This is a genomic window from Mycobacterium paraterrae (assembly GCF_022430545.2).
Taxonomy (GTDB): Bacteria; Actinomycetota; Actinomycetes; order Mycobacteriales; family Mycobacteriaceae; genus Mycobacterium; species Mycobacterium paraterrae.
Genome location: NZ_CP092488.2, coordinates 322,030 through 336,491 on the forward strand (window position 1 = coordinate 322,030; position 14,462 = coordinate 336,491).

The window sequence follows — 14,462 nt, forward strand, 5'->3', positions numbered from 1 at the left end:
ATTGCACAGCTTTTTCATCGACTCCTGGTCATTGACATCATGTCAACATTGTGCTTATCGTCACTTGCAACTGACTTGGTGTTGTGGGCTTGAGCTGGGAGGTGTGCGGTGGGCAGCGGCCCAGACGTGTGGGCTGGTTACGGTTCGGCTCTGCCCGGCGCGGTACCGGCGGCGCGGTGGCACAACTCCGTGCGCTACGTCGACACCTCCATCGCCCGCGTGTGTTGTGTCGATTTGTCTGACGCGCAGGGTCCGGACCTGGTGTTTTTGCACGGTATCTCGGCGAGCTGGCGGTGGTTCGCACATCTCTTCCCGGTGTTGTCGCAGCGCTACCGGGTGGTGGCGCTGGATCTCCCAGGCTTCGGCGGTTCGCCGTTCTCGCGACACCACGTCACCTTCGATGGGCTCGCGGACGTGGTCGTCGACGCGTGCGATGCGCTCGAGCTCGAGTCACCCGTGGTGGTCGGCCACTCGATGGGGTCGTTGGTGGGGACGCGTGCGGCAGTGCGACATCCGTCCCGGCTCGGTCGATTGATCATCACCGGCGGTCCGATCCTGTCGCTGGTCCACCTCCTCCGACGTCCGGTCGACACGTTCCGGCGTTACCCGCGATCGGTGGCCACACTGGTTGCCGAGTCGGCGGTCGTGGGTCTACCACTGCCGCGGCCTGTCGCCGCGCTGATCGCCAGGTCGCCGCGGCTGCGACAAGCCGCGCTGGGCGCATTCGTTGCCCGGCCCGACCTGCTCGATCCCGAGGTCGTGCGCGCCACCATGCACAACCTGGGTGCGCCCGCGACCTTCCCTGTCCTGGCCTCGGCGGTGATCGGCGACCCAGGGCGCGACCTGGAGCAAATCCGGTGCCCGACGCGGATACTGCGCGGAGCTGGCGATGCGTTGTCGCCGCCGGAAGACGTCGAGCTGTTCCTGTCGAAGGTGCCTTCGGCCGACGAAGTGCGCTTCGACCACACCGGCCATTGGCCGCACATCGAACGTCCGCGTCGTTTCCTGGAGGAACTGCACCGCTTCGTGTCGCCGGAGGATGCCCCGCTCGACTTCTGACATCGGCGCAGGGCCGGAAACCGCACGCTCTACCAAAGCCCAAGTCCAACAAGCGATCCACGTCCAAGGAGGTCAGATGACGATACTGGTGACAGGTGCAGGCGGGAATGTGGGTCGCGCGCTGCTGCGCGGCCTGCGAGAACGCGGAATCGACAGCCGCGCATTCGTCAAAAACGCCGCGCAGGGTCAGACGGCACGCGCCGACGGAGCGACCGAGACCGTGGTCGGCGACATCCGATCGCGAGACGACGTACTCGGTGCGGTGGCTGGCGTTGAGCGAGTGTGGCACGCACAACCGACCAGCGTCATCCGCGAAGTGGCCATCGCGGAGAACATCGCCGACGCCGCGCGGACACACGGTGTCGAGCACGTGGTCTACCACTCCGTAATCCACCCCGACATCAAAGAGATGTTTCACCACCAGGAGAAAGGCCGGGTCGAAGAGGTGTTCCGCGACTCGGGACTCCCGTCGACCTTTCTGCGCGCGTCGCACTTCATGCAGAACTACCTCGATTTCTGGGAATTCATCCGCGGCGGCGTGCTTCCCTACCCGTCCTCACCGGACTCAGTGATGGGCGTCGTTGACGGCGAGGACGTCGCCGAGGTGAGCGCCCGCATCCTGGCGGCACCCGTCAAGACTCACGCCGGACGCACCTACGACCTGTCCACCCAGGAACTCACACGACACGAGATGGCCGCCGAGTGGAGCAAGGTTCTCGGACATCAGGTGTCGGCCGTACGTCTCCCGCCGAACGTGGTCACCAATCCGGTGCACGGAGTCCGTGCGGTGGTCCCGCTCGTGTCGAAATCGTTGCGAGCAACCCATTTTCAAGCTCCGGCGCAAATCATCCGAGGAACTCGGCAGTCGTCAAACGCCAGAGGTGTCCGTAACTGGCCGAAGGAATCACAGGACTGCTACGTGGCGATGATGCGGTACTACGACGAGAACGGCCTCCCAGCAGGGAACCTCACAGTCCTGCCCGAGCTGCTCGAGCGTCCCGCTACCAGTTACAGGGAATTCGCTCGACGTGAGGCCCAGCGACGAGGAGCCGCTACTGTCGGCTGACTCCGAAACTGACTCCAATCTGGATGGTGGAGACGCTATTTTCATCGGGATCTGCGACGACTCCGCACAGACCCGACCGGCCATCAGCCGGCGTCGAGTGCGCGGAACACCATTGAACATAACAATTCTCGCCGCCCAGCGGGGCATCGTAAACGGTACGCGCTTCTTGGCGTTGCGCCGCGCCAGCAGCGCTCGGAATTTGCTGCGCGGATCTGGCTAGGTTACGGCACGCCGCCCACCCGACCGAGACGACAACTTGCTACGGGGCATCCGCGCCAATCAGGAGAACGACGATGTTCATCGCTATTATTGTCGCTAAAGTGCTTATCCTGACTTTTCTGGCAGTCGGTGTGGCGACCATCCTGGCGACCTACTATCGCCGGCGTCGCAACGGCGTGCGGCCTTGGCGCGCCGCGAATTCACGCATCCTGGGCTACGATCCGCCAGCTGTCGAGATCGTCCAACCGGACTTCCCGTCACACACTACCGGCGAACCGAATGGCTAAGCGACACAGCGGCGTTCCCGTTATCTTTCGGCTCACACCGAAGGTGTCGGGATGAACATCGACGGGGGCGCCACCATGGTCGGAGCAACCCCCAAAAACGTAGGCCTTCACCCATGAGCTCCCCCCAAACCGACCGCAAGGACCGCACTGGCCGCCTGTCAACCCCTCAGCGGTGAAACAACCACGACCGGCACTCGCCTGGATACTTGCGAGTTTGATACTGGCCGCCGCAGCTGCAGTCGCCGCGCATGCAATCTGCTCGACCACATCGACGACCGCCGGACGGCCCGTCAAAGCACCGCCTCCAGCGGTTGAACTTGCGCTGCCCGACTCCTCCCAACTCAGCCAGGCGCTGGCTGGCCTGCCGGTGAACAACCACGAAGCCATCAATGTCGGCGGCATCGACGTCTTGCGCGTTGACGACAACGCATCATCGCCGAGTCGATGTGCAGGAATCACTCACGCCGGCTACTTGCCTAGCTTTCAAGGCGCTCCGGTGCGTACAGCATCCCGATCATTGTGGGAGTCCCCGCCAGGCCACGATGACTCAATCAGCATCGTCATCTCGGTCGTCGAGCTCGACTCCGCGCTCGACGCCACGACCTGGTACACCAAGACCGCGGCCCGCTGGGCGGCATGCGCCCACACCGAAGTCACCGAGCGCTACAGCAACACTGCATTCATCCAAAAGGTCTCCGCCGTTGGCGATTCCGGTAATAAGCTGACCACCGACTTAACTGTCACCACAGAAGACGGACTGGTCACACCGAAAACCAACCATCGAGCATTGATGTTGAAGTCGCGCTTCATCGTCGACGTCGAGGGCCTCGCTACGAAAGACAGCTCCAGCGCAGCGAAATTGGATGCGACGAAGATCGCCGATTTAACCGCTGATCGACTCCCCTAGCCGCCATGTCGCCCGACGGGTTCGCGGGATCTCGACCGGCGGCAGCTGCCCAGCAACACTTGCAACGATAACAACCGGGGCCCAGACCGGCCGGATGCGAATGGTTGTGACCCCGCCCCCGCGGCCGGTTGACATATCCCCCTACATGTCGTAGTCATAAGACATGGCGGCAACTTTGTCTCACACGCCTCGGTTCCAGCTGGCCACCGCGGAGACGTGGGCCGAGCCGTGGCCGATGTACCGAGAGCTGCGCGATCACGACCCGGTCCACCACGTGGTGCCGCGGAGCAAGCCTGGCGACGACTACTACGTCCTGACCCGGCACGCCGATATCTGGGCCGCGGCGAAAGACCACGACACGTTCTCGTCCGCGCAGGGCCTGACCGTCAACTACGGCGACCTGGACATGATCGGCCTGGCCGACAATCCACCGATGGTGATGCAGGATCCGCCGGTGCACACCGAGTTTCGCAAACTGGTAGCCCGCGGATTCACCCCGCGACAGGTCGAAGCCGTCGAGCCCAAGGTCCGCGCCTTCGTCGTCGAGCGTCTCGAACGCCTGCTGGCCGACGGCGGCGGCGACATCGTCACCGAACTGTTCAAGCCGCTGCCGTCCATGGTGGTGGCGCACTACCTCGGCGTCCCCGAAGGGGACCGCGATCAGTTCGACGGATGGACCGATGCCATCGTGGCGGCCAACACGGCCGACGGCGGGATCGCGTCCGCGCTGGAAACCGTCGGCGATGCCGTCGGGTCGATGATGGCCTACTTCACCGACCTGATCGAACGCCGTCGCATCCAGCCCGAAGACGACACCATCTCCCATCTGGTCGCCGCCGGCGTCGGTGCCGACGGCGACATCGCCGGCACGCTGTCGGTGCTGGCGTTCGTGTTCACGATGATCACCGGGGGAAACGACACCACCACCGGCATGCTCGGCGGGTCGATGCCGTTACTGTCTCAACGACCCGACCAGCGTCGTCGGCTGGCCGAAAATCCCGACCTGATACCCGCGGCCGTCGACGAACTGCTGCGACTGACCTCTCCGGTCCAGGCCCTGGCCCGCACCGCCACCCGGGACGTCACCATCGGTGACACCACGGTGCCCGAAGGCCGCCGGGTACTGCTGGTCTACGGCTCGGCCAATCGCGACGAGCGCCAATTCGGCGCCGATGCGGCAGAACTCGACGTCGAGCGTCGCCCGCGCAACCTGCTGACCTTCAGTCACGGCGCCCACCACTGCCTGGGCGCGGCCGCCGCCCGCATGCAATCGCGTGTGGCCCTCGGCGAATTGCTCGCTCGCTGCCCAGATTTCGAGGTCGACGAGGCCGACATCGTGTGGGCCGGCGGCAGCTACGTGCGCCGCCCGCTGTCGGTTCCGTTTCGGGTCCCCTAGATGCCGGCCAACGATTGGCTCGGAGAGCGCCGCACCGAGGTGGCGGCCGACCGGATCCTCGACGCCGCCGAGCAGCTGTTCACCCGCCAGGATCCCGGCTCGGTCGGCATGAACGAGATCGCCAGGGCCGCAGGGTGTTCGCGCGCGACGCTGTACCGCTACTTCGAAAACCGTGAGGCACTGCGCGCCGCCTATGTGGCCCGCGAAACGCATCGCCTCGCCGAGTCGATCGATGTCGACCACATCGACGACCCTGGCGAACGCCTCGTCGAGGGAATCGTCACGACGCTTCGGCTGGTACGCGAAAGTCCAGCGCTGTCAGCCTGGTTCGCGACGAACGCCGGCCCGCTCGGCGCGGAAATGGCCGAGCAGTCCGACGTGATCACCGGGCTGGCCACCGCCTTCGTCAGCTCACTGGGCGACGACCATCCGGCCAACGTCGCGGGCCGCGGCCGCTGGCTGGTCCGCGCGATCACCTCGCTGCTGATCTTTCCCGGCCGCGACGAGGACGACGAGCGGGCGATGCTCACCGAGTTCGTGGCCCCGGTCGTGGTTCCAGCCGATCAGGTCAGCCGCGCACCCGGGTAAGCCGGTGCAACAACCAGGCCGGTGGAATCGTGATGGCCATTGTCGCTACGAACAACCCGCCCATCGAGCCGGTGTACACGTGATCCTGCATGATGTAGACCATCGCGAATTCCATTGTAATCAAATGGATCAGGAAGATCTCGTAGGAGATCTCCCCGAGCCACACCATGGGCTTGCTCGCGAGCAACCGGGCGTACAGCCCCTGGTTGCCCAGCGCCAGCGGCGCCACCGCGAGCGCGGCGATGGTCGCATAGAACACCGCCTTGTACAGCGCCTGAGACAGGCCGAGCGGCGAGGTCGTCGGGTCACCGGCCAGCGGCGTGGACGCGATGAAGTAGCAGACCGTGGCCAGCGGAAGCGCGACAAACCCGTAGCAGCGCACGCCCATTCGTTGCAGGACGGTCAGCGCCATGCCTGCCAGGAACCAGATCAGATAGGTGGGCAGCCACAGCCGCGCGCCGTTGGGAATCGACGTGGTGAGGTGTACTCCCACCAGCCACGCCGGGGAGATGAGCGCCAGCCCAGCGATGCCGAGCAGCAACAATTTCGGCCGCCATTGCCGTCGGCACAGCACCACCAGCAACAGGTAGGCCAGCAGCGGAAGTACCACGTAAAACGACGCTTCGACCGCCAGGCTCCACATCTGGGTCAAACCCTGATGCAGATACCCGCGCATGTAGTTGAAGGTGTAGATCTGCGTCAACGTCAGGTTGCGGAACAGCCCCTCCCAGGTGTGCCCGTAATTCGGCCCGGCATGGCGGAAGTGGTAGATGACGTAGGCGATCAGCACGGTGACGACGTACGCGGGCATGATGCGACGCACCCGGTGCCAAGCGTAGCGCCGGATCGACGGCTGCGGCCCACCCGTCTCCGCCGCCTTCACCCACGGTTGGAACAGCAGGAAACCGGACAGCACAAAGAAAATCGGGACGCCGATCTCCATCCGCGAGCACACCAGCCCGTAGTAGCCCTGGATGTACTTGCCGGTGGTGTAGGCGGCGTGCGTGCCGACCACGAGAAGCGCTGCGACGGCGCGAACACCGGTCAGCGACGCGACCCGATCGGGCCCCGCTACCTGCTCGAGTCCCCCCTGGGCCGCGGTGTCGGCCTGGATCATCCCCTGTGTTCCCGACGCGGCGCGCCACGACCGCCGCGCCGGTTCTTATCCGGCGCCCGATCCGGTTGCAGGTTGATCAGTTGACCGGAGATGCGGGTCTTCTCAAGCGCTTTCAGCGTCTCCCGGGGCAGCTTGGCCGGCAATTCCACCAGCGAGAATTCCGGCTTGATCGTGATGTGGCCGAAATCGCTGCGGTGCAACCCACCTTCGTTGGCGATGGCGCCGACGATTGCGCCCGGCCCGACCTTGTGCCGCTTGCCGACCGAGATGCGGTAGGTGGCGAACCCCTTCTTGGGGCCCTCCCCCGCGGCGCGGCCAGACTTGGCAGGCCGGTCCTGGTGGTCGCGGGTCCGACGTTCGGGCGGAGGCTCGGGCGCCATCAGGAAGTCTTCGCCGTTGCGGGACTGCAATGCCAGCGCCGCGGCGATGTCGGCCATCGGAATGTCGTGATCGCGTTCGTAATCCGCGACCAGCCGGCGGAACAATTCGAGTCCGGGCGCGGCGAGGCTGTCGGTGATCGAGTCGGCGAACTTCGCCACCCGCTGCGCGTTGACGTCATCGACGCTGGGCAGTTGAGCCTCGGTCAACTTTTGCCGGGTGGCCTTCTCGATCGACTTGAGCAGGTGGCGTTCTCGCGGCGACACGAACAGCAGCGCGTTGCCCGACCGTCCCGCCCGGCCGGTCCGGCCGATCCGGTGCACATACGACTCGGTGTCGTGCGGAATGTCGTAGTTCAGCACGTGCGAAATTCGCTCGACATCCAGACCGCGGGCAGCGACGTCGGTGGCCACCAGGATGTCGATGCCGCCGTCTTTCAACGCCGCGATGGTCCGCTCGCGCACTGCCTGCGGGATGTCGCCGTTGATGGCCGACGCGGAAAAGCCACGCGCACGTAGCTTCTCGGCGACCTCTTCGGTGGCCTGCTTGGTGCGGACGAAGACGATCATCGCCTCGAACGGCTCGACCTCGAGCACCCGGGTCAGCGCGTCCATCTTGCGCGGACCGGCTACCTGGATGTAGCGCTGCGTGATGTTCTCGGCGGTCGCGGTCTTCGCCTCGACCTTGACCTCAATCGGGTCGTGCAGATACTTGTTGCTGAGCTTGCGGATCGCCGGGGGCATCGTCGCGGAGAACAGCGCGACCTGCTTGTATTCCGGGGTCTCGGCAAGGATCCGCTCGACTTCCTCGGCGAATCCCATCGTCAGCATCTCGTCGGCCTCGTCGAGCACCAGATAGTCGACGCGCGACAGATCCAGTGTCCCGCGCTCCAGGTGATCGATCACTCGGCCGGGGGTGCCGACCACGACCTGCGCGCCGCGCTTGAGCCCGGCCAACTGCACCCCGTAGGAGGAGCCGCCATAGATCGGCAGGACGTTGATCTGCGGAAGGTGCGTGCCGTACCGGCTGAACGCCTCGGCGACCTGCAGAGCCAACTCGCGCGTCGGTGCCAGCACCAACGCCTGGGTGGCTTTGCTGTCGGTGTCGATCTTCGACAGGATCGGCACCGCGAACGCTGCCGTCTTGCCCGTGCCGGTTTGGGCCAAACCGACCACATCAGAGCCCTCCATCAGGGCCGGAATCGTCGCGGCCTGGATCGCCGACGGCGACTCGTAGCCGACGTCAGCCAGCGCCTGCAGCACCGAGGGGTGAATGTGCAGGTCGGCGAAGGTCACGGTGTCGTCATGCGGGGCGCTCATCTCGCAGAGAAGTTTACGGCGTGATTCACTGCCGCCCGGCCACGCCTGCCGCGTCGACAGCCCTGGTCACGGTACGGTGCGGCGTTGTGTGGACACGAATGCGACTGAGCGGCGTCAGCGCTGCCGCGCTACTCGCCGTGACGATGAGCGGATGCGGGTCGGGAGATTCGACCGTCGCCAAGACGCCGGAACCCACTCCTCACTCGTCCGCCGCACCGCACCCGACGGCAGCGCCGCCACCCGCCGCCACCCCGGCTCCACCGACTTCCCCTGGACCCGTCGACCCGTGTGCGGTGAACCTGGCCGACCCCGCGATCGCCCGCGGGGTGTCCGAGCTGCCGCAGGACCCGCGCAGCCACCAGCCGTGGAACCCCGAGCCGCTGGCCGGCAACTTCAACCCGTGCGCGCAGCTGTCCGCCGTCATCGTCAAGGCCAACACCAACGCCGAGAGCCCCAACACCCGCGCCGTGCTGTTCCATCTCGGCAAACTGATCCCGCCGCAGGGCGTGCCGGACACCTATGGCTTCAACGGGCTGGACAACTCGCAGTGCACCGGCGACACCGTCGCGCTGAGCTACTCCGGCGGCATCGGCCTGCCCAGCATCGTGAAGTTCCGCTGGAACGGCAACGGCGTGGAGTTAATCGCCAACTAACCCGACCTGTCGGTGCGGCGGCCTACAGTGGCTGCTGTGTTCATGGCAGACGACAGCGTCATCTACAGCGCGTCGGATCTCGCATCCGCGGCTCGCTGTGAGTACGCCCTGCTCCGTGAATTCGACGCGAAACTTGGTTGGGGGCAACGGGTCAGCGTCACCGCCGAGCTGCTGGAACGCACCGCCACCCTCGGTGACGAACACGAGCAACGTCGCCTCGATCATCTGCGCGAGGAGCACGAAGGGGAAGTCGCGGTCATCGGGCGTCCGTTCCCGTTCACCGTCGACAACATCACTGCGGCCGCAACGCAGACACGACGCAAGCTCGACGCCGACGCACCGGTCATCTATCAGGCTGCGATGTTCGACGGACGCTTCGTCGGCTTTGCCGACTTCCTGGTCTTGCGCGACGGCAGGTACCAGGTGTCCGACACCAAGCTGGCCCGCTCGGCGAAAGTCACTGCCCTGCTTCAGATCGCTGCCTACGCCGACGCCCTCAGCCAGGCCGGTGTCCCAGTACACCCCGAAGCCGAGCTGATACTGGGCAGCGGCGCCGCGGTCACCTATCAAATCGACGAGCTGATCCCGGTGTACCGCGAGCAACGCGCCCGGCTGCAGCGCCTGCTCGACGAGCACTACGCCGGAGGCCAGGCGGTCCGCTGGGAAGACGACGGTATTCGGGCATGCTTCCGCTGCCCGGTCTGCGAGGAGCAGGTGCGGGCCACCGACGACCTGCTGCTCGTCGCGGGTCTGCGAGTCAGCCAGCGCGCCAAGCTGATCGACGCGGGTCTGACCACAGTCGCCGAGCTGGCCGAGCACACCGGCCCGGTTGCTGGCATGTCCGCTCGTGCGGTGGCCGCCCTAGTCGCCCAGGCCAGGCTGCAGGTCCGCGAACGCGATACCGGTACACCGCAATTCGAGGTCGCCGACCCGCAGCCGCTGACCCTGCTTCCCAATCCCGACCCGGGTGACCTGTTCTTCGACTTCGAGGGTGACCCGCTGTGGACCGCCGACGGTGTCGACTGGGGCCTGGAGTATCTATTCGGCGTGCTGGAAGGGGGCAAGGCGCCTGCCTTCCATCCGCTGTGGGCGCATGACCGCCGTGCGGAGCGCAAGGCGCTCGTCGAGTTTCTTGCACTAGTAGCCAAGCGCCGCAAGCGTTTTCCGAACATGCACGTCTACCACTACGCCGCGTACGAGAAGACGGCGCTGCTGCGCTTGGCCGGACGCCACGGCGTCGGAGAAGACGCCGTCGACGACTTGCTGCGCAGCGGCACACTGGTCGATCTGTATCCCGTTGTGCGCAAGAGCATCCGCACCGGCAGCGAGTCGCTGAGCCTCAAGGCCTTGGAGCCGCTGTACATGGGATCACGACTGCGCTCGGGTGACGTGACCAATGCGGCCGACTCGATCACCCAGTACGCGCGGTACACGGAATTGCGCGGCAACGGCAACCTCGACGAGGCGGCGGCGGTGCTGAAGGAGATCGAGGGCTACAACCAGTACGACTGCGAGTCGACCCGCGAGCTGCGCGACTGGCTGCTGATCCAGGCCTTCGAGAACGGTGTCACCCCGATTGGGGCCCAACCCGTCGGGGACGGCGGGGCCATCGAGGCAGCCGACCAGATCGCGGAGAAGCTGCAGAAATTCAGCGGCGACCCGACGACCGGCAACCGCAGCCGCGAGCAGACGGCTGTCGCGCTAATGTCGGCAGCGCGCGGCTTCCACCGCCGGGAGGACAAACCGTTCTGGTGGGCGCATTTCGACCGGTTGAACTATCCCGTCGACGAATGGGCCGACCAGACCGACGTATTCATCGTCAGCGAAGCGGACATCGCTGTCGACTGGAACCAACCGCCCAGGGCCCGCAAGATGCAGCGCCGAGTCCAGTTGACCGGCGAGTTGGCCCGCGGCGCGCTCAACGCAAAGGTGTTCGCGCTCTACGAGCCTCCCGCCCCGCCCGGTCTGTCCGACAACCCCGACCGGCGGGCGGCCGGTCACGCCGAAGTTGTGGAATACGACGACCCGACCGTGCCGACGTCGGTGGTGATCTGCGAGCGAACCCCATCCGACGGCAACACCTTTCAGCAAATGCCGTTTGCGCTGACCCCGGGCGGTCCGGTCAACACCAAGCCGCTGCGCGAGGCCATCGAGACCGCGACGGCCGCCGTCGCAGCGGGACTGCCGCAACTCCCCCAGACCGCGGTGTTCGACATCCTGCAGCGCCGACCACCGCGAACTCGCAGCGGCAAAGCCCTTCCCCGAAGCGGCGACACCATCACCGACATCACCGCCGCGCTGCGGGATCTCGAAGCGTCCTACGTCGCGGTGCACGGCCCGCCCGGGACCGGCAAGACCTACACCGCGGCTCGGGTGATCACCCGGCTGGTCACCGATCATGGTTGGCGCATCGGCGTCGTCGCACAATCACATGCGGTAGTCGAAAATCTGTTGCAGGGCACCATCACAGCCGGCATCGACCCGTCGCGCGTGGCCAAGAAAGGCGACCGCCCCGGCGCCGCGTGGCAGCAGATCAGCGAGCACGACTACTCCCCATTCGTCACCGGCACACCAGGATGCGTGATCGGCGGAACCGCTTGGGACTTCGCGAATCCCGGCCGGGTGCCACCCGCCAGCCTGGATCTGTTGGTGATCGACGAGGCCGGCCAGTTCTGTCTCGCCAACACGATCGCCGTGGCCGCTTCGGCGAAAAACCTGCTGCTGCTTGGGGATCCGCAACAGCTGCCACAGGTCAGCCAAGGCACCCATCCCGAACCGGTCGACGGCTCCGCGCTGGGCTGGCTGGTCGAAGAGCACCGCACCCTGCCCACCGAGCGCGGCTACTTCCTGGACCGCACCCACCGCATGCATCCCGCGGTGTGTGCGCCGGTATCGGCGCTGGCGTATGAGGGCCGACTACAGCCCTACGACAAAGTCACCGCCGCCCGGCGGCTGGACGGGTATCCCCCCGGCGTGCACGTGCTTCGCGTCGCCCACGAAGGCAACGCGACCGAGAGCCCGGAAGAGGCGGAGGCCATTGCGGGGCTGATCATGTCGCTGGTCGGCCGGGCCTGGACGACCGAAGAAGGCACCCGGCCGTTGACCCCCGCCGACGTCTTGGTGCTGGCTCCCTACAACGCACAGGTCGTGCTGCTGCGTCAGCACTTGGCCGCAGCTGGACTCGGCGATGTCCGGGTCGGAACCGTCGATAAATTCCAGGGCGCCGAGGCGCCGGTAGCCATCGCCTCGATGACGGCGTCGTCCGTCGACGACCTTCCCCGCGGAATGTCGTTTCTGCTCAACCGGAACCGCCTCAACGTGGCGATCAGCCGGGCACAGTACGCCGCTGTCATCGTGCGCGCTGACGCGCTGACCGAATACCTGCCGTCGGCCCCGAGCGGGCTCGTCGAACTCGGCGCATTCCTGGCGTTGAGCGGGCCTAAGACCTAGGGCGCCGGCGCGGACCGTCGGGTGGCTGGCGGCCGTAGTCGTCAACTCGAGTGTCGTGGAATCTCGACCCGCCATAGGTGTCGATGTCGTCGAAGAACGCTTCGTCGGGGTCGGGGCGTCGCTGATCCGGCGGCCGGTAGTCCTGGGTGCGCGAGCGACCCTCGTCGTCGTGAAAGCCGTTGCCAACAAGGCCTATCGGCTGGATCTCCGTGGTCGCCGTCATGTCGTCGAGCTGGCCGCGCCACGACTCGGCCGGCGTCAGCTTACGGCGCGGCGGCGCCGCATTGGGCGCCGGCGACAGCGTGTACTCGACGTAGTCGTCGTCATCGTCGAAGCCGTCCCGGTAACCGTCGGGGCCGCTAGCGAATCCGTCGGCGGCGCTGGGTCGCACCCGCACTCGCCGGGCCGGCGCGTCGGGCCCGTCCGCTCGCGGAGTCGGCTCGTCGTCGCCCGCCGGGCCGGCGCCTCCGACCAGGAACACGGCCGCGACGATCCCGAACAGCGCGACGAACGCCGGCAACAGCATCGACTGTGACATCGCGTCGGCGAACGGCACGCGCAGGAACGGCGGCATCTCCAGGTTCCCGCCGGGCCCCCCCGGCGGCGCTGATCCGCCGTCGGCCATCGGCCCTAAGGCCGCGGTGATCCGCGACGTCATGAACGACGCCATCCCGGCGCTGCCCAGCACGGCACCGACCTGGCGCGTCGCGTTGAAAACACCGGAGCTGGCGCCGGCGAACCGCTGGGGCAGGTTACGGGTCGCGGTCGCGGTGATCGGCGCCCAGATGAACGCCATCGCGACGCCCAGCGCGAAGAACGGCAGCACCAACTCCCAGATCGGGGTCGATGCCTTCATGACGATTGACAGCCAGGTCAGGCCGATTGCCAGGGCCGAAAAGCCGAAGCCGACCACCGGCCGCGGATGCGACCGGTCGACGAGCTTGCCGGCCAGCGGCGCGAGCACCCCGCTGGTGATCGCCATCGGCGCGGTCAGCAGCGCCGAGCGGGTGGGCGACAACCCGCAGACCGCCTGGGCGTAGAACATCAGCGGCAGGATCATCCCGGTGGCCGCGAAGGCGATGACCACCGCCGCGGCATTGCACAGGCTGAAGTCGCGGACACGGAAGATGTCCAGCGGAATCAGCGGCTCGATCTTGCTGATCGACTGCCAGTAGACGAACGCGGTCATGAAGCCGACGCCGGCGACCAGCACGGCCCAGATCCACGGCGCCCAGTCGTGGGACTGACCCTCCTGCAGCGAAAACACGATCAGGAACATCCCGATCCCAGACAAAGCCACCCCGATCAGGTCGAAGCGGTGCTTGCTGGTGCTCAGATCAGGGATCAGCCAGAACGCCAGCCCAAGACCGATGATCCCGATCGGAACGTTGACGAAAAAGATCCAGGCCCAGCCCATCGAGTCGACAAGCACGCCGCCGGCCAGGGGGCCGACCAGGGTGGCCACGCCCGCGGTGGCGCCCCACAGGCTCATCGCGACCCCGCGACGCTCGACCGGGAAGATGCGGGTGATCAGCGACAGCGTCTGCGGGCTCATCACCGCGGCGCCGATGCCCTGGGCCACCCGGGCGGTGATCAGCATGCCGATGGTGCTTGACAGCCCACACCACAGCGAAGCGGCGGTGAAGACGGCCAGACCGATCAGATACAGATTCTTCGGGCCGAACCGGTCACCCAGCCGGCCGGCGACGAGCAGCGGGACCGCGTACGCCAGCAGGTAGGCACTGGTCACCCAGATCACGGTGTCGTAGCTGGTGCCGAGCTTGACCATGATGCTCGGGTTGGCGACCGCCACGATCGTGGAGTCGAGCAGGATCATGAAGAAGCCGACCATCATCGCCCACAGCGCGTGCCACGGGTTCACCTCGCCGGCGCGCTGCGCCGGAGGCGGGCCGTCGCCCCGTCGTTGACGAGCGGTCGCCGTGGTCATAGCTCTACCTCGTTCGTTTCCTCCGGCTGCGGTCGAAGGCCACTGGATACCCGGCTTCCGCTTCCGCGTTCAGGG

Annotated in this window: 11 protein-coding genes; 8 read left to right on the forward strand and 3 right to left on the reverse strand. The window is 66.4% G+C overall.

Annotated elements, in window-relative coordinates; all coding sequences use genetic code 11:
• The first annotated feature begins 108 nt into the window (after nt 1-108).
• The 6 genes from MKK62_RS01475 to MKK62_RS01500 all read left to right on the forward strand — a co-directional run bounded on the left by MKK62_RS01475 (nt 109) and on the right by MKK62_RS01500 (nt 5,522).
• Nucleotides 109-1,059: an alpha/beta fold hydrolase gene (locus tag MKK62_RS01475; protein WP_240262734.1), complete on the forward strand. Its 951-nt coding sequence runs from the start codon at nt 109-111 to the stop codon at nt 1,057-1,059.
• A gap of 76 nt (nt 1,060-1,135) precedes the next feature.
• On the forward strand, nt 1,136-2,125 hold the full coding sequence (locus MKK62_RS01480; RefSeq protein ID WP_240262733.1) for an SDR family oxidoreductase: 990 nt from the start codon (nt 1,136-1,138) through the stop codon (nt 2,123-2,125).
• A gap of 293 nt (nt 2,126-2,418) precedes the next feature.
• Nucleotides 2,419-2,631 (forward strand): hypothetical protein, encoded by a 213-nt coding sequence (locus MKK62_RS01485; protein WP_260060463.1) that lies wholly within the window; start codon nt 2,419-2,421, stop codon nt 2,629-2,631.
• 172 nt (nt 2,632-2,803) lie between these two features.
• Nucleotides 2,804-3,538 carry a sensor domain-containing protein gene (locus MKK62_RS01490; RefSeq protein WP_240262731.1) on the forward strand — a complete coding sequence of 245 codons (735 nt, stop codon included), beginning with the start codon at nt 2,804-2,806 and terminating at the stop codon, nt 3,536-3,538.
• A 163-nt stretch (nt 3,539-3,701) separates the two neighbouring features.
• Nucleotides 3,702-4,934 (forward strand): cytochrome P450, encoded by a 1,233-nt coding sequence (locus MKK62_RS01495; RefSeq protein ID WP_240262730.1) that lies wholly within the window; start codon nt 3,702-3,704, stop codon nt 4,932-4,934.
• The gene (locus MKK62_RS01500; protein ID WP_240262729.1) at nt 4,935-5,522 is read left to right on the forward strand and encodes a TetR/AcrR family transcriptional regulator; all 588 of its coding nucleotides are present in this window, start codon (nt 4,935-4,937) and stop codon (nt 5,520-5,522) included.
• Here the strand turns inward: MKK62_RS01500 and MKK62_RS01505 are convergent.
• Complete coding sequence (locus MKK62_RS01505) at nt 5,503-6,639, reverse strand: acyltransferase family protein (RefSeq protein WP_240262728.1); 1,137 nt, start codon at nt 6,637-6,639, stop codon at nt 5,503-5,505. The two genes, MKK62_RS01500 and MKK62_RS01505, sit on opposite strands and share 20 nt — an antisense overlap.
• Nucleotides 6,636-8,336: a DEAD/DEAH box helicase gene (locus MKK62_RS01510; protein ID WP_240262727.1), complete on the reverse strand. Its 1,701-nt coding sequence runs from the start codon at nt 8,334-8,336 to the stop codon at nt 6,636-6,638. Before MKK62_RS01510 ends, MKK62_RS01505 begins: the two co-directional genes overlap by 4 nt.
• A gap of 98 nt (nt 8,337-8,434) precedes the next feature.
• Between MKK62_RS01510 and MKK62_RS01515 the strand changes: the two genes are divergently transcribed.
• Together MKK62_RS01515 and MKK62_RS01520 are read left to right on the forward strand one after the other, a co-directional pair.
• The gene (locus tag MKK62_RS01515; protein WP_240263880.1) at nt 8,435-8,989 is read left to right on the forward strand and encodes an LppP/LprE family lipoprotein; all 555 of its coding nucleotides are present in this window, start codon (nt 8,435-8,437) and stop codon (nt 8,987-8,989) included.
• A 42-nt stretch (nt 8,990-9,031) separates the two neighbouring features.
• The gene (locus tag MKK62_RS01520) at nt 9,032-12,439 is read left to right on the forward strand and encodes a TM0106 family RecB-like putative nuclease (protein ID WP_434085009.1); all 3,408 of its coding nucleotides are present in this window, start codon (nt 9,032-9,034) and stop codon (nt 12,437-12,439) included.
• On the opposite strand, the gene MKK62_RS01525 is transcribed toward MKK62_RS01520, so the two are convergent.
• Nucleotides 12,429-14,387 (reverse strand): MFS transporter, encoded by a 1,959-nt coding sequence (locus MKK62_RS01525; RefSeq protein ID WP_434085010.1) that lies wholly within the window; start codon nt 14,385-14,387, stop codon nt 12,429-12,431. The genes MKK62_RS01520 and MKK62_RS01525 overlap by 11 nt on opposite strands.
• Nucleotides 14,388-14,462: the final 75 nt, after the last annotated feature.

Bases quoted from the DNA above. Each gene is read 5' to 3' on its own strand.
- MKK62_RS01510 (WP_240262727.1), bottom strand. From the start codon at position 8,336: ATGAGCGCCCCGCATGACGACACCGTGACCTTCGCCGACCTGCACATT.
- MKK62_RS01495 (WP_240262730.1), top strand. From the start codon at position 3,702: ATGGCGGCAACTTTGTCTCACACGCCTCGGTTCCAGCTGGCCACCGCG.
- MKK62_RS01525 (WP_434085010.1), bottom strand. From the start codon at position 14,387: ATGACCACGGCGACCGCTCGTCAACGACGGGGCGACGGCCCGCCTCCG.
- MKK62_RS01505 (WP_240262728.1), bottom strand. From the start codon at position 6,639: ATGATCCAGGCCGACACCGCGGCCCAGGGGGGACTCGAGCAGGTAGCG.
- MKK62_RS01480 (WP_240262733.1), top strand. From the start codon at position 1,136: ATGACGATACTGGTGACAGGTGCAGGCGGGAATGTGGGTCGCGCGCTG.
- MKK62_RS01485 (WP_260060463.1), top strand. From the start codon at position 2,419: ATGTTCATCGCTATTATTGTCGCTAAAGTGCTTATCCTGACTTTTCTG.
- MKK62_RS01515 (WP_240263880.1), top strand. From the start codon at position 8,435: ATGCGACTGAGCGGCGTCAGCGCTGCCGCGCTACTCGCCGTGACGATG.
- MKK62_RS01500 (WP_240262729.1), top strand. From the start codon at position 4,935: ATGCCGGCCAACGATTGGCTCGGAGAGCGCCGCACCGAGGTGGCGGCC.
- MKK62_RS01520 (WP_434085009.1), top strand. From the start codon at position 9,032: ATGGCAGACGACAGCGTCATCTACAGCGCGTCGGATCTCGCATCCGCG.